Source organism: Limnomicrobium aquaticum (assembly GCF_040545545.1).
Taxonomy (GTDB): Bacteria; Pseudomonadota; Alphaproteobacteria; order Rhizobiales; family Rhizobiaceae; genus Ensifer_A; species Ensifer_A aquaticum.
Map to the genome: position 1 here is coordinate 102,080 of NZ_JBEPMB010000001.1, position 20,811 is coordinate 122,890.

At 59.7% G+C, this 20,811-nt stretch carries 17 protein-coding genes; 6 read left to right on the plus strand and 11 right to left on the minus strand.

The annotated features are described in order from the left end of the window. Nucleotides 1-89: 89 nt before the first annotated feature. Nucleotides 90-3,776 (plus strand): PAS-domain containing protein, encoded by a 3,687-nt coding sequence (locus tag ABID16_RS00540; protein ID WP_354554095.1) that lies wholly within the window; start codon nt 90-92, stop codon nt 3,774-3,776. On the opposite strand, the gene ade is transcribed toward ABID16_RS00540, so the two are convergent. From ade to choX, 10 genes are all read right to left on the minus strand, one after another. After that, nucleotides 3,760-5,454: an adenine deaminase gene (gene ade, locus ABID16_RS00545; protein ID WP_354554098.1), complete on the minus strand. Its 1,695-nt coding sequence runs from the start codon at nt 5,452-5,454 to the stop codon at nt 3,760-3,762. The genes ABID16_RS00540 and ade overlap by 17 nt on opposite strands. 77 nt (nt 5,455-5,531) lie before the next feature. Beyond that, nucleotides 5,532-6,008, minus strand: coding sequence for a TspO/MBR family protein (locus tag ABID16_RS00550; protein WP_354554100.1), 477 nt, complete (start codon nt 6,006-6,008; stop codon nt 5,532-5,534). 80 nt (nt 6,009-6,088) lie between these two features. Beyond that, nucleotides 6,089-6,577, minus strand: a complete 489-nt coding sequence (locus tag ABID16_RS00555) for a MarR family winged helix-turn-helix transcriptional regulator (protein ID WP_354554102.1) — start codon at nt 6,575-6,577, stop codon at nt 6,089-6,091. Between the two features lie 208 nt (nt 6,578-6,785). Continuing rightward, the gene (locus ABID16_RS00560) at nt 6,786-8,123 is read right to left on the minus strand and encodes a pilus assembly protein (RefSeq protein WP_354554104.1); all 1,338 of its coding nucleotides are present in this window, start codon (nt 8,121-8,123) and stop codon (nt 6,786-6,788) included. Nucleotides 8,124-8,416: 293 nt separating this feature from the next. Continuing rightward, entirely contained in the window at nt 8,417-9,748 is a 1,332-nt protein-coding gene (aptA, locus tag ABID16_RS00565) for an omega-aminotransferase AptA (RefSeq protein WP_354554106.1), read from the minus strand. Nucleotides 9,749-10,251: 503 nt separating this feature from the next. Continuing rightward, nucleotides 10,252-10,563, minus strand: a complete 312-nt coding sequence (locus ABID16_RS00570) for an ArsR/SmtB family transcription factor (RefSeq protein ID WP_354554109.1) — start codon at nt 10,561-10,563, stop codon at nt 10,252-10,254. Nucleotides 10,564-10,728: 165 nt separating this feature from the next. After that, the gene (locus tag ABID16_RS00575; RefSeq protein WP_354554111.1) at nt 10,729-11,385 is read right to left on the minus strand and encodes a HugZ family pyridoxamine 5'-phosphate oxidase; all 657 of its coding nucleotides are present in this window, start codon (nt 11,383-11,385) and stop codon (nt 10,729-10,731) included. Nucleotides 11,386-11,611: 226 nt separating this feature from the next. Beyond that, nucleotides 11,612-12,652 carry a choline ABC transporter ATP-binding protein gene (choV, locus tag ABID16_RS00580; RefSeq protein ID WP_354554113.1) on the minus strand — a complete coding sequence of 347 codons (1,041 nt, stop codon included), beginning with the start codon at nt 12,650-12,652 and terminating at the stop codon, nt 11,612-11,614. Beyond that, nucleotides 12,649-13,542, minus strand: a complete 894-nt coding sequence (gene choW, locus ABID16_RS00585; RefSeq protein ID WP_354554115.1) for a choline ABC transporter permease subunit — start codon at nt 13,540-13,542, stop codon at nt 12,649-12,651. The genes choV and choW overlap by 4 nt, the downstream gene beginning before the upstream one ends. Before the next feature lie 229 nt (nt 13,543-13,771). Beyond that, nucleotides 13,772-14,722 carry a choline ABC transporter substrate-binding protein gene (gene choX, locus ABID16_RS00590; protein WP_354554117.1) on the minus strand — a complete coding sequence of 317 codons (951 nt, stop codon included), beginning with the start codon at nt 14,720-14,722 and terminating at the stop codon, nt 13,772-13,774. Between the two features lie 294 nt (nt 14,723-15,016). On the opposite strand from choX, the gene ABID16_RS00595 reads away from it, so the two are divergent. The 4 genes from ABID16_RS00595 to ABID16_RS00610 all read left to right on the plus strand — a co-directional run bounded on the left by ABID16_RS00595 (nt 15,017) and on the right by ABID16_RS00610 (nt 17,316). After that, the gene (locus ABID16_RS00595) at nt 15,017-15,598 is read left to right on the plus strand and encodes a thymidine kinase (RefSeq protein WP_354554120.1); all 582 of its coding nucleotides are present in this window, start codon (nt 15,017-15,019) and stop codon (nt 15,596-15,598) included. A gap of 96 nt (nt 15,599-15,694) precedes the next feature. After that, nucleotides 15,695-16,078, plus strand: coding sequence for a c-type cytochrome (locus ABID16_RS00600; RefSeq protein WP_354554122.1), 384 nt, complete (start codon nt 15,695-15,697; stop codon nt 16,076-16,078). Between the two features lie 253 nt (nt 16,079-16,331). Beyond that, complete coding sequence (locus ABID16_RS00605) at nt 16,332-16,808, plus strand: hypothetical protein (RefSeq protein WP_354554125.1); 477 nt, start codon at nt 16,332-16,334, stop codon at nt 16,806-16,808. 67 nt (nt 16,809-16,875) lie between these two features. Beyond that, nucleotides 16,876-17,316: a PAS domain-containing protein gene (locus tag ABID16_RS00610; RefSeq protein ID WP_354554127.1), complete on the plus strand. Its 441-nt coding sequence runs from the start codon at nt 16,876-16,878 to the stop codon at nt 17,314-17,316. A gap of 15 nt (nt 17,317-17,331) precedes the next feature. On the opposite strand, the gene ABID16_RS00615 is transcribed toward ABID16_RS00610, so the two are convergent. After that, on the minus strand, nt 17,332-18,453 hold the full coding sequence (locus ABID16_RS00615) for a DUF2333 family protein (protein WP_354554129.1): 1,122 nt from the start codon (nt 18,451-18,453) through the stop codon (nt 17,332-17,334). 405 nt (nt 18,454-18,858) lie between these two features. Between ABID16_RS00615 and ABID16_RS00620 the strand changes: the two genes are divergently transcribed. Then, a complete protein-coding gene (locus ABID16_RS00620) occupies nt 18,859-20,631 on the plus strand; it encodes a methyl-accepting chemotaxis protein (RefSeq protein WP_354554132.1) in 1,773 nt (590 codons plus the stop codon). Nucleotides 20,632-20,811 lie beyond the last annotated feature (180 nt).

Consider the following 20,811-nt stretch of genomic DNA (forward strand, 5'->3'; position numbering starts at 1 on the left):
AGCTGACAGCCGATGGTTAACCAATTCTTTAACGCTCCGTGTGCCTAATTAAGGCAATGAAAGTGCAATAGGATTCGGGAGAAGGCGAAGTGCAGCAAGGCGTGGACCTGCTCGCTATGGCGTGCCAGAGACTGGCGCGCACCCGTGTTCCTGCCTGCATCAAGGACTCCGAACTGCGCTATGTCGCCGTCAGCGCCGCTTTCGCCGGGATCCACCATCTTCCGCCACAGGATTTCATCGGCCTGACCGATGCCGACCTGCCGGATGCGGCGGAGGCTGGCCTTCGCGACGAGTTGGAGCGCAAGGCCATCGTCTTCGGCTCCGAGGCCGACATCCTGATTTCCGTGGGCCTGGCTGAGCGCCCTCAGCGCCTGAAGATCGAGCAGTTTGTCAGCGAGACAGGTGCCATCTTCCTCTACGAGCATCTGGAACCGGCGCCGCCTGTCGTCGCCGTGCCGCCGGCGCTGTGGTGGGAAACCACCGAAACGGGCGGTGCGAGCAACGTTGCGCCGGCGCAGCGGGTGGAGGATCCGGAGCCTGCCTTTCTGTCGGTTCTGAAAAATGCACTCTCCCATATCGATGCGGGGATACTGATCGTCGATCCGCAGGATCGCGTCGCCTTCGTCAACGAAAGGATGGTGCAGCTCTATCTGCCCTATATGGGGTCGATCAGGAAGGGCGAGACGATCTCGGATATCCTGACGCGCGGGATCGAGCGTGGGCTTGACCCGATGGTCGATACGACGGACCGGCGGGCTTGCGAGCGCTGGGTGGAAGAGCGGCTGGGCGCCTATCGCCAGACCCTTTACGAGAATGTCAGCCGGCTTGGAACCGGCCGCTGGATCAGGGCCATCAATCGCCGCCTTGAGAACGGCTATGTCGTCGGGCTGCGTCTCGACATCACGGACAGCCAGGAGCGCGAAGCGCTGCTGATCAAGCAGAGGGACGAGGTCAGTCTCTACAAGTCGATTCTCGATGCGCTGCCGGTCCCGGTTTTCGTGCGCGACGAAAGCCACATCATGATCTACGCCAACGCGGTCGAGCGCGAACTTCTCGAAAGCCGTCAGCTTCCGGCATGCGGCGCCGATGAGCGAACGGTGTTCGGCGACGAGGCCGAAAGCTATATCGAGGAAAATGACAGGGTGCTGGCAACCGGCGAGGTCTCGGTTCGCGAGACCGTCATGCGGCACCGGGCGGATCAGGGCGCCCATATCCAGTCGCGCATCAGCCGGGCAATGCTCCCGGATGGCAAGCGCTATGTGGTTGGTTCGCTTCTCGACATGACGCCGCTTAGAGAACGGGAACTGGAGCTCGAGCAGGCCCGCAATCAGGCAGAGGCAGCCTGGCAGCAGCTCTCCGACATCATGAACAGCATCGACACCGGGGTGATCGTCATCCGGCAGGACGATCTGATCGTCGAGCTCGTCAACGAAAATGTCTTGCGCAAATGGGCGCATACGGAGCTGGCTGGACTGATCGGCAGAAGCTTTTTTGACATGATGACGCATAGCGTCAGCAATGGCCATTTTCAGCTCACCTCCGAACAGCTTGAGGCAGCACAGGAAAAATGGAGCGCCTTTCTGAAGGCGGGCGAGCTGCCGATCCGGGAGTTCGTGACGGCAAACGGCGACACCTATCTTGTCCAGTGCCATCCGATTGCCGGCGGGCGGGTGGTTCTGACATTCAACGACATCACCGAGGTGCGGCGGCAGGACCGCGTTCTCGATGAGGCGCGCGCCAAACTGGCGGAGACAGGCGAGTTGATGGACAAGGCGCTGGTGACGATGTCACAGGGCCTGCTCATGATTTCCCCAACCGGCCAGATTCGGATGGCAAACAGCACGATAGACCGACTGCTGGACTTGCCGCCGGGCATGATCGAGGTCGGCGGCGGTTGGGAAAGCGTCTTCGCGCATTGTGCTGAACGCGGTGATTTCGGGCCCGACCCGGTGGCCTTCCTGGAGGATCTGCGAGAGCATGCTTCAAAGGGGCTTGCGCGCGACGTCAGCTTCTGTGTTGCAGACAAACGCTGGATCAGGCTGGAAATCAGACCGGTGGATGATGGCGGCGCCATCGCACTTCTGACCGATGTGACCGAGCTTCGCCGGCGGCAGGAGGACCTGGAGCGCCTCTTGCGCCGCGCGGCCAAGGCCGACCGGGCGAAGTCCGATTTTCTGGCCACTGTCAGCCACGAGTTTCGGACACCAATGAACGGTGTGCTGAGCATGGCGGAGCTCTTGTCGCGATCCGAACTCGATACGCGGCAAAAGACCTATGTGAACGCGATTACCAAATCGGCGAAGTCGCTGATGACGCTCATCAATGACATTCTCGATTTCTCCAGGCTCGATTCCGGTCATCTCGAACTGCATCCCATTCATTTCAATCCTCTGGAATCGGTGGACGATACCGCGACGATTCTTGCAGCAAAGGCCGAGGAGAAAAGCCTCGCGATTGTTGTCTCCCCGACGATTGATATTCCAAAGCGTGTCTTTGGCGATCCGCTGCGCTTCCGGCAGATCGTCTTCAACCTGATCTCCAATGCCATTCGCTTTACTGATCGCGGCCATGTGGAAATCAGGCTTTCCGCTGGCCCGCGCCATGGCGGCAAGCGAATGCTGACGATTGAGGTGGAGGATACGGGGTGCGGAATTTCGCCGGATCGTCAGCTGGCGATTTTCGAGACCGCCTCCCGTTCCCAATCGACACGTGCGGGGCATACCGAAGGCCTGGGCATCGGCCTTCCGACCAGTATCGGGCTCGTCAAGCTCTTCGGGGGCACGATCGAACTCGACAGCGAGGTCGGCATCGGCAGTACGTTTCGGGTCGAAGTGCCATTCGAATGCGCCGACAGTCGCAATGAAGACGATGAGATCCTGCCGACCGTCGGCAGCCGGGTTCTCGTGGTGGATGAGATTGCCGTCTCCCGGCGGTCTATCGAGACCCTGCTGGCGGGATGGCGGTTCGACGCCACGGGCGTTGAGACCATCGGCGACGCGTTTGACATTCTCGAAGCGGCAGAGAGTGTCGGACTATCCATCGACATACTCGTGCTCAGCAGCACGCTGGAGCGGCGGGGCGCGCGAAAGCTGATCGAACGTATGCGCGACGATCCACGGTTCTCGGAAATTTCCGTCGTGCTGATGACGCCGGTTCTGTCGGACAGCCTCCAAGGGGTAGCAGAGATCGCGGTGGAGGCGCAATTGCAGCGGCCGGTCCGAAGCTCACTGCTCCTCGGCGCGCTTTGCGATGTCATGGCCGCCCGTCGGCGCCGGGGCAAGCCAGCCGCCACCAGCGTGGCAGCGATGCAGGCGCAGGCGCAAGTTACGATCGGCGAAGGCGCGGGCAAGATCGATACGATCGACGTTCTGGTGGCGGAAGATAACGAGGTGAGCGCGCTGGCCTGCGAGCAGATCCTCAAATCCCTCGGTCTCAACTTCCGGATCGCGCGCGACGGCGAGGAGGCGGTCCAATTCTGGAACCTCTACAAGCCGGAAATCGTCTTCATGGACATTCTGATGCCGCGCATGAACGGCTACGAGGCGACGGCTGCGATCCGCGCTGCGGAGTCGGCGCAGGCGCTGAGCCGCACGCCCATCATCGCCATCACCGCCCGCACGCTCGAGCATGACCGCAACGCCTGTCTTGACGCTGACATGGACGATTATCTGCCGAAGCCGTTCACACCGGAGCTACTGGCCGGCAAGATCGACATCTGGCGTTCGCTCGTTGCCGGCGAGGCGAAGATCACGGACGATTTCATCCGATCAGCATGAACTTGTCGACATCGACAAGACCGCGATCGGAAATCTTCAGGTGAGGGATCACCGGCAGCGGCAGGAAGGCAAGCTGCAGAAATGGCTCTTCCAGCGTTGCACCTAGCGCGAAAGCGGCTTGGCGCAGATGGTGCAGCGTGTCGCGTACCGCTTCATATGGCTCAAGGCTCATCAGGCCTGCGACAGGCAGGGCGATCTCCCCGGTCACCTTGCCATCCTGAACAACCACGAAGCCGCCATTGATGTCCGAGAGACGATTGGCGGCAATCGCCATGTCCTCGTCATTTGCGCCAACCACGCAGATATTGTGGCTGTCATGGCCGACTGTGGAAGCAATTGCGCCCCTCTTCAGGCCGAAGCCCTGAACGAAGCCGTTGGCGTGGTTGCCGTTCTTGCCGTGGCGTTCGATGACCGCGACCTTCAGGATGTCGCGCTCGAAATCGACGGTCGTCTGGTTACCATCGACGGGCAGGCGGAAGCGGCGATGTTCCGTAATGATCTTGCCCGGCAGGACGCCGATGACGGAGGTCTCGCCCTCGGTTGCCGGAACGCCAAAATCGGCCGCCTTGACCGTGCGGGCCTTCACGCTGGCGAGGCCGACGGGCGCGACGGGCTTGCGGGTCCCGAACAGGCTGTGCGTTACCTCGCGACCGGCCGCGAAGACAGTCTCGGCCTTGCAGTTCTCCAGGCTGTCGATGATGACGAGATCGGCGCGCCAGCCGGGGGCCACGAGGCCGCGGTCGCGCAGGCCGAAGGCGCGCGCGGCGGAAATGGAGGCGGCACGATAGATCGCCAGCGGGTCGACGCCGTGCGCAATCGCCGTGCGGATCAGATAGTCGAGATGGCCCTGTTCGGCGATGTCGAGGGGATTGCGGTCGTCGGTGCAGAGCGCCAGGAAGGGTGAGAGCCGCTCGGTCAGGATCGGCATCAGCGCGTGCAGGTCCTTCGAGACGGAGCCTTCGCGGACCAGGATATGCATGCCCTTGCGAATCTTCTCCATCGCCTCGGCCGCACTCGTGCATTCATGGTCGGTGCGGATGCCGGCGGAGAGATAACCGTTCAGGTCGTTTCCGGAGAGAAGCGGGGCGTGGCCGTCGATATGGCTCCCCTGAAACGCTTCAAGCTTGGCCATGCAGACCGGGTCCTTGTAGACGACGCCGGGGAAGTTCATGAATTCGGCAAGCCCGATGACCTTCGGGTGATTGCGATAGGGAAGCAGCTTTTCGATCGGCAGGTCGGCGCCGGCGGTTTCCAGATGGGTGGCCGGCACGCAGGAGGAGAGCTGCACGCGGATGTCCATGATGGTTTCGAGCGCGGAGGCGAGAAAGAATTCGATGCCCTCGGTGCCCAGCACGTTGGCGATCTCGTGCGGATCGCAGATCACCGTCGTGACACCATAAGGTAGGACGCAACGGTCGAATTCGTGCGGGGTTACGAGGGAGGATTCGATGTGCAGATGCGTGTCGATGAAGCCCGGCACGACAATCTTGCCGGAGATATCGATCTCGCGTTTGCCTGAATAGCTCCCGCTCGTCCCGACAACCGTGTCGCCGCAGATGGCAATGTCGGATGCGACGAGTTCGCCGGTCACCAGATCGAAGAAGCGACCATTCTTGAGGACGATGTCGGCCGGCTCGCGGCCCGTTCCCTGATCGATCCGCCGTTCCAGTTCGCTCATGCCTGCACCCTTGTCCGATTGCCGTTGGCGCAACTTAAGCAGACTCGCGGGCAAATGCACAGGGTGCAATCAGGCGATCAGCTGTTCATTGCCGCGACGGTACCATTGAGGATGGCGGCGAAGGAGACCCAGGCGAGATAGGGCACGAAGAGGATTGAGGACACGGGATCTGCTCGGCGCGTGAGCCAGATGAAGGCGACGATGGAAAGCCAGAGCGCCACGATCACAGCGAAGGCGACCCACATCATGTGCAGACCGAACCAGAGCGGCGTCCAGCTCCAGTTGAGCAACATCTGCACGATCCAGACCTGCATGGCCGGTCCCTTGGGGTCACGCAGGAACGTGCGGGCGAAGGCGATGGCGATGAAGACATAGAGAATTGTCCACACCGGTGCGAAGAGCCATGACGGGGGATTGAACGAGGGCTTGTTCAACGTCCAGTACCAGTCGTCGGGCCCGATGGTCGTTCCGATGCCCGCGCCAACGGCGATGACGGCGAGGATGGCAACCGCGTGGATGAGAATTGGCTTGAGCGAGCGGCTGTCAGTGTTCATCGTGATCTCCTTTGCATTGAATACGCGGGAGGAGGGCGAAAGGTTCAGCAGAATAACGGATTGCCCTCAAAAATGACCGATCAGGAGGACAGCGGCTCGTTCTCGGTCCGCTCTACATGGGCCTGCTGAAGCGCCAATGCCCCTTCAACGAACTTTTCGATGACGGAAAGATCGGCCGGCGAGAAGCGGGCCAGCATGGCGGTTCGCTCCGTCGACAAGGGCTTGTAGAAGCGCGCCAGCGTGTCGCTGGCGGGTTTGGTCATGGCGACGAGAACCTTGCGCCGGTCCGTCCCGTCACGCTGCCGCTCAAGGAAACCGCGCTTCTCGAGCCTGTCGATCATGGAGGTCGCGGCGGCCGGCGTCAGGCCGGAGGCGACCGCAAGCTGTCCGGCGGTTTTTGCCCCGTCCATCAATGCCTTCAGGCAACGGTGTTCGGCGGTGATGAGCCCGAGCTTGTTTGCCACGGCCTCGTCAAAGGCCTGAATGGCATCCTGCCATTGGCCCATCAGTTGCAGGAGGTGCTGGTGCATGTCGGGGCGATGTTTAGCGGGCGAATTCAATTCGGTCATCTAACAATCTCGCGACAGCAATATTCATTCATTGCATGATGGGGTGATTTGGCCCGAGTGGCAAGGCGCTTATAGCGGCCATTGCCGACGGTATCATGTCGGGAGAAATGGTTTTCGGGCAATCCGTCGATTTTGCGGGCGAGGCTGAAAGCAAGGAGGGCGGCCTGAGCCGCCCTCCCTAATTTCTTGCGTTGAGCCGGTCGGATCCTCAATTGATCAGGCGCGGCATGGCGACGATCTTGTTGAATAGCGCTGTCATGGCGTCGTCGATGCCCTGCGTCGTGGCTTCGAAGTAGAGGCCCGGCGACGAGCAGGCCTTCATGCGCTGGCCGATCTCGCTCTGGAAGGGAGAGATCCACTGATCGTACCAATCATTTTTCAGCGGCAAATAGGTGGTGTAGAGGACTGCAATGGTGAAGCCTTGCCTTTTCAGCGTATCGCAGACGGTGGTGTCGATGGGTTCCTGGCAGCGCGGCCCCCATGTCTGGTCATAGAAGAGCGGCTTGGTGCATGTTGCCGACTTGTCGCTGTCGCCAACGCCATCCGAGACGAGGTAGATGATCTTCTGCGGCGAGCTGGGGTCGGTGCCGGTGCCAGGGCGCCCCAGCTTGGCCGTTAATTGTGTGAAGGCGGTATCGAAGTTGGTGATCCGGTCGCCGTAGAAACCTTGTCCTGGGATCGTCATCAGGTTGACATTTGCCTTGGCGGTTGCGGCGGCTGTGTCAAGGTCGGTTGTCGGCGCGACGACTTCCTGAAGCTGCATGTTCTCGGCCGACTTGCCGAAGGTATAGACGCCCATGCGATACAGGCTCGTGTTGTTTCCACGATTTTTCGTCGCTTCCTGCAGCAATCTTGCCGTGGCTGTAGCGACCACGTCAATGCGCGTTGTCACGTGATTGTTTTTTGCGATGTGGTAGTTATCGTTCTGATCTTCGCGCACGCTACCATCGGGCATCGTTTGGCTTATGTGGCAGGCGAATGCGCATCCGTTGGGTTCGGATTGGGTCGTCGTGAGGCGGATCATATTGTTGATGTCCGTCTGGGTCGCGGCGATCCCCATCGACGGCGTGTTGTCGAGCAGGAGATAGAAGTTGCGATATGTTGCTGCTTCGTAGCTTGCAGTCGCGTGGCCCGCGACCGTCACAATGGGCTGGCCCAAAATCTGCGCGAGATAGGTCGGAACCGTGGCCTTGTAGTTCACCACCGAGGTGATGTTCTTGCCGGATTTCACGATGCTGGCGTCGATTGAATCGATCCTGTAGCCCGTGACGTGCTGCAACTGGCCGCGGAAGAAGGCTTTGGCGTCCTCCTGGGCAATCGGGATCGTGCCGTCGCCTTGCATCGCAAACGCAGCCCGCATTCCGGGGGAAGAACCCGCAATGGCCGCGAGCGCTGCCGCGTCGCCGGCACCCTGAAGTTTCGCCTTGACGGTGAGTGCATTTGTAAAATCGACTGCAAGGCCGGCTACGCCAATGATCGGGACGATCAAAAGCGCGGTCATAATCCCGAAATTGCCTGCTCTATCTCTTAAAAATCCGCGCAACATATTCAAACTCCGCGTCTAGATTAAACCTGAGATAGCGCAGAGTGTTTAAATTCGGCCGAAGATAATTGGTAAACTTGTTCCTATACGGCCGTTCTGGCCGGTTCCGGGACAGCTGACTTAGAGCGTTTCAGCGTTTCATAAGAAGCGCTGAAACGCTCTATCTCCTCGTTTTTCCGCAATTCCGGACGCGAAACCGGTTTCCACTTTCGCTGGAATTGCTCTAACGAAAGACAGCCCCGGTGAGGGGCTGTCTGGTCAATCGTTTAAACAATTTTAACGGTGCTGCGCTGCCGTCAGATGTTGTTCATCAGAACGTCGCGCAGCTTGTCGAACAGTTCGTCGATCTGCGCCTTGGTGATGATCAGAGGCGGTGAGAGAGCGATGATGTCGCCGGTCGTGCGGATCAGCAGGCCCTTCTCGTAAGCCTTGAGGAAAGCGGTGAAGGCGCGCTTGGTCGGTTCGCCGGCAATGGGGGCGAGTTCGATGGCGCCGATGAGACCGACATTGCGGATGTCGATAACGTTGGGGCAATCCTTCAGCGAGTGGAGCGCATTTTCCCAATAGGGGCCGAGCTCGGCGGCGCGGGTCAGCAGGCCTTCTTCCTTGTAGGTGTCCAGCGTGGCAAGTGCTGCGGCAGATGCGATCGGGTTGCCGGAATAGGTGTAGCCGTGGAAGAACTCGATGAGATGTTCCGGGCCGGTCATGAAGGCATCGTGGATGTCCTTCGTGACGAAGACGGCGCCCATCGGGATGACGCCATTGGTCAGGCCCTTCGCTGTGGTGATGATGTCCGGCTTCACGTCGAAGAATTGGGCGGCGAAGGGCGCGCCGAGGCGGCCGAAGCCGGTGATCACTTCATCGAAAATCAGCAGGATGCCGTGCTTGGTGCAGATCTCGCGGAGCTTGGCGAGATAGCCCTTCGGCGGGATGAGAACGCCGGTGGAGCCGGCGACCGGCTCGACGATGACGGCGGCGATGGTCGAGGCGTCGTGCAGGGTGACAATGCGTTCCAGTTCGGTGGCGATATCAACGCCACCATGTTCCGGAATGCCGCGCGAAAACGCGTTCTTGGCAGGCTGGTGGGTGTGCGGCATATGATCGACGCCGGTCAGCAGCGTGCCGAACATCTTGCGGTTGGAGACGATGCCGCCGACCGAGATGCCGCCGAAGTTGACGCCATGATAGCCACGCTCGCGGCCGATGAGGCGGGTGCGCGATCCGTCGCCCTTTGCGCGGTGATAGGCAAGCGCCACCTTCAGCGCCGTCTCTACCGATTCGGAGCCCGAGTTGGTGTAGAGGACATGCTCCATGCCTTCAGGGGCGATATCGACAAGGCGCGAGGCGAGTTCAAAAGCCTTCGGGTGGCCGAGCTGGAAGGCCGGAGCGTAATCGAGTTCGCCTGCTTGGCTGGCGATGGCCTCGGTGATCTTCGGACGGCAGTGGCCGGCATTCACGCACCAGAGACCGGCGGTGCCGTCGAGAACGGTGCGCCCGTCATGGGTCGTGTAATGCATGTCCTTTGCACCCACAAACAGACGAGGCTCCTTCTTGAACTGGCGATTGGCCGTGAACGGCATCCAGAAGGCGCTCAGGTCATTCGGTTTTGCGGTGGTGCGGTTGGACATTTGCCAGGTCTCCTGAAGGGACTTAAGGGTTTCGGCGACGCGAAACCTCATTCTTTATCATTCGGTCAAGTTAACAGTGCGGATTGTCCCGTCAAGACGGCGAAAAAACGGGGTTCATGATCTTTTTTGATGGTCGATCACGCCCGCGTGCCGTGTTCTCTTCCGACAGGCTCGCGCAAGTTTAGCAATTGATAATCGATGACTGGAAGCGCCCATCTCCACTGGTGCTCTTTCCGACGTTTCAGGAATTGCATTCCGAAAGGCTGCATGGTCAAGGGCAACATGGACCGAGCAGCGGAGAAACGTGACCGGCGGCAATGATAATCGCCTGAGCGTACATGATGAACGCACATCGTCTCGCTCAGGCGGCTTATCCGCAGAGCTGTTCGTTTTTATATTTTTCCGACTTGGCTGATCACGCCATAAGCAACGGGACGCGCAGTGGGCATCCTGGGACCTTCCCGCTCATGAGAGCGGGTCGCCGCCAGGCGAATTTTCGCAGATCAGATGCTGCCCTTCGACTCGACCATATAGAGAGCGTCGAGCGTATTCAGGAGGGTCCGAACCTGCGGGTTCGGGCTTGAATAATAGATCGTCTGTGCGGAGCGGCGAGTCTTTACGAGGTTCAGGGCCTTGAGCTTCGACAGGTGTTGCGAGAGCGCCGACTGGCTGAGCCCAACCTTCTCGGCCAGTGCACCAACGGCTATTTCACCTTGAACCAGGTTGCACAGGATCAATATTCGCTTTTGATTGGCCAATGCTGACATCATCAGGGCTGCGGCGCCGGCGTTCGAGTACAGATTGTCCAAATTCATCAAAGTATACTTCCGGAAGTGTCTAGGCTTCACCATGGCGAGGGCGGACATAGAACCCGCCTTAAGCGACTATAAACCAAACAATTTGGTTTGCATATCGATATATATCGCTATAGCAATATCTCAGAATCTTCTAAAGTTTGGTGAATTGTTGTTTTATGTCAATTAGTTGGCCAATTCGATGCGGCGCAAGGCACCGCGCTGCTCGACAATGATGCAATCGGGTTCAATCGCGGCGAGCCTGTAACCGTCGGGAATCAGTTTGCTTGATTCCGCTTTCGACGCGCGTTCAACCTCTTGTGTCAAAGACAGGGGAGAGAGACCTGCGGGCAGATTAAAATCCTCACCAGCGAGCGCATAGGCTCGGCCGAAGCCGCCGTTGAGGCTGGCTGAGACAGGGCACAGTCGCAGGAACAGAAAGTCCGGGAAATCCACGTAAAGCGCAGCTTTCGGGTGTCGTCTGAGAAAGCGTGTTCGAAGATGCGCACGCTCTGGGTCATCCGCCACTACCGGCAACGCATCACATTGAAGGCTGATGCGCGGCCAGGCCAGCGGGTCGCCTTTGCCGGGTTCGCCGAACAGCAGCGAGCAGCGCGGATTGGCCAGCAACGCTTTCGTGTGGGCCGCAAGGCGTGAGACGAGGATGACCGGCCGGCTGGCGCAGTCGGTTGCCGTCAGTACGCGGCTGGAATTCGGATACCCCGTTTCGGGATCGATGACTGCGATGGCCGCGAAGCGTGCCGTGACAATAAGATCGCGCGCCTGTTGGCGAGCCTGATCATCGGTGTCTCGCAGCACCTTCGGCTTGTCGTCTTTCGTCATTCCGTTCGTTCCTTGCCGCAGACCCGGGTCGGGCACACGGCTCAATGTTACAGGTACTATCTACCTACAACAGTCGATGAGGATGCGGAATGTTTCAGCTCGAGCCGAGGCGAGACAGATGGATGCCGCCCGGTACACGATCCGGAAACCCGGATCAATTTTTGAAGACACGCGGCTCAAGGAGGCCGCGGCCGGGCTTTTATCAGCCGCCCGGCCGCTCAAGGTCTCAATCGTCGCGGCGGCGGTGCCGGGTCAGGCCTTCAAGAATGTCCTGGGCAGAGATCGTGCCGATCACTGCGCCATTCTCGACAACACCGGTCACGCCCGGCGTCTTCGCCATGGCATCGAGAACGAGGCTCAACGGCGTATCTGCCTGAACTGTGCCGACGACGGTGCCGTTTTCGGAGGCGCCCGGCTTCATGACGTCGCCGGCGGACAACATCATGATCGGGTTCATGTGCTGAACGAAGTCGGCAACATACTGGTTGACCGGGTTCTTGACGATATCCTGTGGCGTACCGCACTGGACGATGCGCCCGCCTTCCATGATGGCGATGCGGTTGCCGATGCGGAAGGCCTCGTCAAGGTCATGGCTGACGAAGATGATGGTCTTCTTGAGCTTGCGCTGGAATTCCAGGAGTTCATCCTGAAGACGCGTGCGGATCAGCGGATCGAGCGCCGAGAAAGGCTCGTCCATGAGCAGGATCGGCGCGCCGGTGGCGAAGGCGCGGGCAAGGCCTACGCGCTGCTGCATGCCGCCCGACAGTTCATTCACCTTGCGGTCTGCCCATTGCGTCAGGTTTACGAGCTGAAGCTGTTCGGCGACCTTGGCCTTGCGGACGGATTCCGGCTCGCCGGCAAGTTCCAGGCCGAAGCCGACATTTTCGGCCACCGAGCGCCAGGGCAGGAGGCCGAACTGCTGGAAGACCATCGAGACGGTATGCATGCGGAAATTCCGCAGCGCACTTCTCGACGTCTTGTAGGGGTTCAGCGAGCCGCCATCGGTCTTGACGGCGACTTCGCCGCGCACCACCGGGGCAAGGCCGTTGACTGCCCGCAGAAGCGTCGATTTGCCGGAGCCTGAGAGGCCCATGAGGACAAGGATCTCGCCCTCGTTGATCGTCAATGTGGCGTTTGCCACACCGAGCACGAGGCCGGTTTCCTTGCCGATCTCGTCGCGCGTGTGGCCCTGATCGACCATCTGGAGCGCGCGGTTCGGATTGTCACCGAAGATGATGCTGACATTCTCGAAGCTGACTGCGGTCATGCCGTTTCTCCTTCGTCGAAGAACTTGAAGATGCGGTCGAGAACGATCGCGAGGATGACGATGCACATGCCTGAGTCAAAGCCCATGGGAACGTTCATCTGGCCGAGTGCGCGCTGCACCAGCGTGCCGAGACCTTCGGCACCCACCATCGAGGCAATGACCACCATGGAGAGCGACAGCATGATGGTCTGGGTAATGCCCGCCATGATCTGCGGCAGCGCGAAAGGCAGTTCCACCTTGGTGAGGATCTGCATCGGATTGGCACCGAAGGCTTGCGCGGCCTCGATGAGGGCAGGGGGCGTCGAGATGATGCCCAACCGGGTGAGGCGGATCGGCGCCGGGATCGCGAAGATCACCGTTGCGACGAGGCCCGAAACTGCACCGAGACCGAAAAGGATCAAGGCCGGGATCAGGTAGACGAAGGTGGGGATCGTCTGCATCAGGTCGAGGATGGGTCGCAGGATTGCGTAGAACCAGGGGCGGCGGGCCGCGAGAATGCCAAGTGGAACGCCGACGATCATAGACACGCCTGTTGCCGCGAGAACCAGGGCCAGCGTTTCCATCGCCTCGGTCCAGTAGCGCTGGTTGTAGATCAGCAGCATGCCGACGGCGGTCAGCACCACGACGCCGAACTTGCGGCGCACGGCCCAGGCAATCAGACAGAAGGCGGCGATGGTGATGAAGGGATAATAGGGTGCAATCGCCGTATCTTCAACGAACCTCCCCAGAAGCAGCCAAAGAATGGCGTCGATCGAGCTTTGCAGAACCGCCGCGATCGCATCGAAGAAGCTGCTGAGATTCGTCGTCAACCAGTCGACCACGACCTTGGCCCCCCGGCCGATCATGATCTTGTTGTTCTCATCCAGTAGCCAGCTATGGAGCCAGTCCATTAGGTTCCCCTTTTTTGGTTTTCGGTTGGCTGGTATGCGGCCGGAGCTTTTCGCTCTCTTCTTGACGTTTGTTTATCATCGTTCGCCGGACAACCGTCTTGTCGGCCTGCGGCCCAATATATCCAGTTTACGCAAATGTGTCGCAACTTGAAGAGCGGGGCCAGTGAATCCTTATGCGCAAACAAAAAAGGGCGACCCGAGGGCCGCCCTTTGATCTGCGCGGGAACGATCAGAGGCCGAGAGCCTTCTTCACGGCCGCGTCGGCGTCGCCGCCGTCCTTCGTTGTCACACCGGCGAGCCAGGGCTTCACGGCATCCGGATGCGCCTTGAGCCAGGCCTTGGCCGCGTCCTTGCCCTGCATGCCCTTGTCCATGATGGATTCCATCATCTCGTCTTCCATGTCGAGGTTGAAGACGAGGTTGTTGAGGAACTTGCCGACATTCGGGCATTCGCTGACATAGCCGGCGCGCGACATCGTGTAGACGGTTGCGCCGCCGAAGTTCGGGCCGAACGAGTCGTCGCCGCCGGTCAGGTAGGTCATCTTGTACTTGACGTTCATCGGGTGCGGTGCCCAGCCGAGGAAGACGACCGGCTTCTTGGCCTTGTCGAGCTTGGCGACCTGCGCCAGCATGCCCTGTTCGGAGGATTCGACCAGCTTGAAGTCCTTCAGGTCGAACTTGTTGTCCTTGATCAGGTCGAGGACGTTCTTGTTGCCGTCGTTGCCCGGCTCGATGCCGTAGATCTTGCCGTCAAGTTCCTTCTTGTGCTTGGCAATGTCGGCGAAATCCTTGATGCCGAGAGCGGCGCCAAATTCATTGGTCGAAAGCGTGTACTTGGCGCCTTCGAGGTTGGCGCGCACGGTGTCCACCGTCTTGGCATCCGTGAAAGGCTTCACGATCTGCGTGGAAGAGGGCATCCAGTTGCCGACGAAGAAGTCGAGCTGCTTGTTGGCCATGCCGGTGTAGATGATCGGCAGGTCAAGCTCCTTGACTTCGACCTTGTAGCCGAGGGCGGTCAGAACCGTCTCGACAGCGCCGGTCGTTGCCTGGATGTCGGTCCAGCTCACCTGGGCGACGTTGATATTGCCGCAGCTTGCCGGTTCGGCTGCCTTGGCAGCACCGGCTGCAGCGGCAAAGACGAACACGAAGGCGGCCGTGGACTTCAAAATGGAACGCGTCATTACGGAGTTCTCCCTCTTTTGGATGAGCTTTATCAATCATCCTCGGTGTCAGCGAAGCATCAAATTCCGCCGAGTTCAAGGGCCTATTCGGGCTCGTCTTGCGCCGCAAGCGTCCGCCTTCGCAAATGCCAATATAAATGTCGCAAAGACATCACTGGTGAAAAAATCTGTGATTTCCGGCGCTTGCCAATTGGCTTCGGAAGGTGGTCGGGGCCATGGAAAAGTCGGCGCAACGTGCCGTCGCTGAATTTAAGGCACAGTGCGCAAGTTCACGGGATTCGAGAGGGCGACCGCATGGCCAAGTTCTATTTCAGCTATTCGACGATGAATGCGGGCAAGTCCACCATGCTGCTTCAGGCCTCGTATAACTATCAGGAACGCGGCATGCGCACCGTGATCCTGATCGCCGCCTTCGATGATCGCGCGGGCAGGGGCAAGGTCTCGTCCCGCATCGGGCTGACCGCGGATGCCATTCCCTTCCACGCGGCGGACGACCTGAAGGTGCTGGTCGAGGACCTTATGAAGGAAGGACCGATCGCCTGCATCTTCGTGGACGAGGCGCAGTTCCTGACGCCCGAGCAGGTCTGGCAGCTGGCGCGCGTCGTCGATCGCCTCAACATCCCGGTCATGGCCTATGGCTTGAGGACCGATTTCCGCGGCAAGCTGTTTCCCGGCTCGCAGGAACTGCTGACCATTGCGGATGAGTTGCGCGAGGTGCGCACCATCTGCCATTGCGGGCGCAAGGCGACCATGGTCGTCCGGCTGGACGAGGCGGGGAAGGTGATCAAGGAAGGCGCGCAGATCGAGGTCGGCGGCAATGAGAAATATGTGTCATTCTGCCGCCTTCATTGGGATGACAAAATGCAGGAGACTTGATGTCGGTCAAGGCGGTGACCCGCCTTGTGTCTTAGGAGAGCACTGCTCGGGGTCCGTCCGGCGTGGCGGGCAGAGCGCAATCGAGGTGGGAAAGGAATGAATATGTATCTTCGCATGCTGATTGCTGCTGCGGCAGTCTCCGCCAGTGCGGGTGTAGCGCTCGCCGATGGCGACGCGGCCAAAGGGGCGCAGGTTTTCAAGAAGAATTGCATGGTCTGTCACAACGCGACGGATGCAAAGGCCAAGGTCGGCCCCAGCCTGCAGGGCGTTGTGGGTCGTCCGGTCGCCTCCGTGGCCGACTTCAAGTATTCGGACGGCATGAAGACCTTCGGTGCCGGCAAGACCTGGACCGAGGAAGAGCTGACGGCCTATCTGCCGAACCCGAAGGATCTCGTGCCGGGAACGAAGATGGCGTTTGCGGGCCTCAAGACGCCGCAGGATATTGCCGACCTGATCGCCTATCTGAAGAACCCGCAGTAAACGCGGCTGCGCCGGGGCTGTCATCTGCTCCGGCGCGTGCTTCCCCAGTGCAATCGACGTGCAACAGCCGGCGCCTCTCGTGGCGGCTGAATAAATCACATTGCTTTGACTATTGGCCCATTTACGTTGCGGGTATATCCCTACATACTGATGAAGCGTTCCGAACAAGGCGGATATCTGTTTCGGTTGTGGGGGGTGGCGGGCAGGCAATCACAAAGGTTGCGGCCTGTCGAAACGAGGCGGGGGCCTATCGATGCAAGAAGATTATCAAGACGCGTTCCGGCAGCTGATGCATGACGCGCCGCTTGTCGGGATGTCCGATCGCGAGATCGTGGCCTGCTTTTCGGAATGGCTGCTCTTCGACTGTTGGCGCTTCGATGGCAAGGATTTCCATATTTTCGGAAATTTCCGCGCGATTGCGGATATCGTCGACGTGGTCGAAGTCGACGGGCAGATCACCTACCAGGGCAGGTTCAGCGAGGAGGGGCGCGATCTTGCCCGCGAGAAGCTGTTTCCCGCGCTGGAAAGCAAGGGGCTCATGGTTGCACATTACCCCCTCCAGGTCGGCGACGGTCCCAATAAGGACTTCGTATCGATTGGCGAATACAAGCCTCTGGAGGACGGTTCATGTGGGATGATCGGCGTTGCTTTCGAGCGCTTCAGTCCGCTGCGGCAGGTTTCCGTTTCTGAAAGGGGCGAGGCCCCGGCGGACGTCAAGGCAACGGACTAGCGCCGCCATTTCCGGCCTGCAGGGGCTGCGGGCCAGATATTCAACTCTTCCGATGGGGCATCGAAACGTGAATCTCTATTATCAATTGACGGGCGGCCGGTCGCTGGGTTCCTTGCCGGCTTATCTCGAAATGAGCGACGCGGATGCGCTGCGTCTGGTGCAGGCCCATGTCCGAATCGGCATATGGAGGTCGGATCTGGAAAGCGGTCATACATTCTGCTGTGCAGAAGTGCGTCGCATTTTCGGTCTGCCGGACGTGGATGGCCCGATCGACTTCGCTCTTGCTGCCCGAGCCATTCACCCGGAAGACGAGACGCTTGCACTCGAACTCGTCGAAACGGCGGCGCGTGAGAAGGGCTCCTACCAGTTCGTCATGCGCGTGGCGGAAGGCGGTCAAGGCGAATTTCGCTATGTCCGCGTGGTCGGACGCTACCGCGCCAAGCAAAACGGTGAGGGCGACATTATCGGCATCTGTCACATGATCCCGGATGCCGCGCAGCCTGCCTGATCCAGCCGTTATCCATTAGCGGTCCAGCACGTCCCGGATTTCCTGGATGTTCGAGCGCACCCGCAGCACGTAGAATCCCATCGTGGCGAGGTGGGTCGGCATGATCCAGCCGTCTTCCGCGCCGTTGGAAATGATCGCGGGCTGGATCTTGAGCGCGGACTTGAACTGCCCCTGCAGCCTATCCCAGAGCGGGCCCAGATTGCGCTCCTTGATGACATTGGCAAAGTCGGCGCGGGTGCCCGCAAGGATGGCGTTGTAGCCATAGAGTTGCCCGAAGGCGAACCAGAAGCGGTCGTCGGCACGCGTGTCGAACCAGCCGCCGCCGTAATTTTCCGAGCGCTCGCGCAGGATATCGGAGGTCGAGCCGAGAGAGCTTGCAACCCGATCGAGGAACTCCCGAAGATTGTCAGCACGCGCGTCAAACGTTGTCGTGCAGACGGAAAGTTCCTTGTTGAAGTTCGTGAGGTCCTTGATCGCGGCGCGGTAGACGCTCGGCGTAGGCGTCAGCGGACCGAAGGGAGACGTGCTCCAGTACCACTTGTCTTCGCCATATTGCATGTTGGAGCGCGCGCTCTGCAGATTGTTGTTGATGCCGGATGTACCGCGCATGCGGCCGAGCGTATCGACAAGTTCGACGGTTGCCCGACGGACGGCCTCGTTCACGCCGCGCTGGAAATTGGCCTTGTTGTCAAGGAATGGCGTATGATCCCAGTCGACGCCGAAGAAGCCCAGCTTGTAGAGGATCATCGAGGAGATCCACGCATTCTGGTTGACGTTGAAATCGGTGAGTTCGATCGCCGTCTCCGCAATGGCCGAAGGCTGGCAGGTCTGAGGCGAACCGTCCGCCTTTGCCGTCAGCGCCGCGCCGGCCGGAGCTTCCCGCGTGGAATATTTATGGACGTCCACGAAGCTCGTGTTGAAGTTCGTCCAGACCTGCGTTTGCCATATGAAGTAGCCGTAAAGGCCAACCAGCAGCAGAAATGCGAGCGCAACGGGTGCCTGCACCATCCAGTGGCGGTCGCGAAACCAGTTGGCGATGCGCAGGAAGGGCCAGGCAATCGCTGCAGCGATCCGGCCGATCACTCGCCCGAGGCTGAGGAAAATCGTCTCGAAAAACGTGATGACCGAATCCAGCATGAACCTCGCCCTTGTATGTCGCAGGTTTTGGAAGGCCAGCTGCCGCCTGCGGGTGAACATTTAGATAGTTCACCGACAGGCTCCACGCAACGGTGCCAGAATGGTATGCCGCACTACCTTGTGTAGCATTATGGTTCAGGTTTATTCCTTTTGCGTGAGTAAGTCTCTTCTTATTTACATATAAATTCGGGTCCATTGCTAGGTTTTCGAAAACTGCGCTGATCCAATTCTCACTAGTTCTCGTAACAACGCAATTTTTTGGCCTCGCGGAGTGTCGCTCGGATGAAACACTTCAGAAGTCGTTAATAAATGCGTGCAAGAATCTTCATCAATCACGGCAGGTTGCCGTTGGGGTATGAGGGGCCACCGATGTTTGGACTGAAATCTGGTTTGTCGAGCGCAAAGATGCGCGCGATCGATACGTTGCGCGCGAACGTCATGATCGCGGACGCGGACCTGCGCATCACCTATATGAACACGGCTGTGAAGAGCCTGCTTTCCGAAGTGGAAAGCGAACTGAAGGCGGAATTGCCGCGGTTTTCGATGGAGACGCTGCTGGGCAGCAATATCGACGTTTTCCACAAAAATCCCAGCTACCAGCGCGACATGCTCGCCAAGCTGACGAAGCCGCATAACGCGACGATCCGCGTCGGCGGACATGCTTTCGACCTGCTCGTGACTCCGCTGATGAACGGCGGCAAGTCGGAAGGCTTCGTCGTCGAGTGGTCGAATGCCAAGGAGCGTCTGCTCAACAACGACTATCGCAACCAGATGGAAGCGATCTCGCGCGTGCAGGCTGTCATCAGCTTTACGCCCGACGGAAACATCATCACCGCCAACGGCAATTTCGAAAAGTCGATGGGCTATTCGCTGAACGAAATCGTCGGCAAGCATCACAGCATGTTCGTCGACAAGGAATACGCGGCAAGCCAGGCCTATCAGGACTTCTGGCGCGATATGCGCGAGGGAAAGTTCCGCGCCGATGAGTTCGTGCGCTACGGGAAGAACGGCAAGCCCGTGTATCTGCAGGCCTCCTACAACCCGATCCTGGACGAAAAGGGCAAGGTCATGAAGGTCGTGAAGTTCGCGACTGACGTCACCGACCGTGTGAATGCCGTGAACACACTGGGCGACGGGCTGAAGGAGCTTGCCGCCGGCAATCTCGACCAGCAGATCGATACGCCCTTCCCGCAGAACCTTGAGCGCCTGCGCCACGACTTCAACGACTCCGTCAAGCAGCTTGAGGCCGCGATCAACTCGATCGGCGCCAACGCGAACAATATTTCCTCGAGCGCCGAGGAAGTGCGTTCTGCGGCGGATTCTCTTTCGAAGCGCACCGAGCAGCAGGCCGCATCCATCGAAGAAACCGCAGCAGCGCTTGAGGAAATCACCACGACGGTTGCCGATTCCTCCCGCCGTGCCGAAGAGGCAGGGCAGCTGGTGGCCAAGACCCGCGAGAATGCGGAGCGCTCCGGTGAGGTCGTCAAGGAAGCCATCGAGGCGATGAGCGCCATCGAAAATTCTTCCGGCCAGATCGCCAATATTATTGGCGTGATCGACGAGATCGCCTTCCAGACCAACCTTCTGGCACTGAATGCCGGCGTTGAAGCCGCACGTGCCGGCGATGCCGGCAAAGGCTTCGCTGTCGTCGCCACGGAAGTGCGCGAACTGGCGCAGCGTTCCGCCAATGCCGCCAAGGAGATCAAGTCGCTCATCACCAAGTCGAGCGATCAGGTCAAGCAGGGCGTGGCGCTGGTTGGCCGTACGGGTTCGGCGCTGGCCGACATCGTCGTTCAGGTGCAAGACATCAACCGCAACGTCAACGCGATCGTCGATGCGGCCCGCGAGCAGGCAACAGGCCTCAAGGAGGTCAACGCCGCCGTCAACACGATGGACCAGGGGACGCAGCAGAATGCGGCCATGGTCGAGGAATCGAACGCCCAGAGCGCGACGCTGGCGACCGAGGCCGAAGCACTGGCTTCTCTGCTCCAGCAGTTTCGCACCCGCGGTTCCGCACAGGTCGGTCGCCGCGCTGCACCCGCGCGTGCACCGCAGGCCGCAACACCCATGTCTCGCCCGGCGGTTTCACCGGCCCGCCAGCTCGCCACCAAGGTCGCACGCTCCTTTGCGACCGGTGGGGCAGCGACGGCCGCGGCTTCGGATTGGGAAGAGTTCTGATCACGCCGGTCTTCGCTATCGGGTTCTGAAACGACAGGAGATCGCGGGCAGCCATTTCGCAAATGGCTGCCCGCGGCCGTTTATTTTAGATATATCTTAAGTCTGATGGCACATCTTTTGTAAACGAATGAACTGATATGTTCGGCTTAGGAAATGATCTGCCGGCACCTGGGCCGCGTC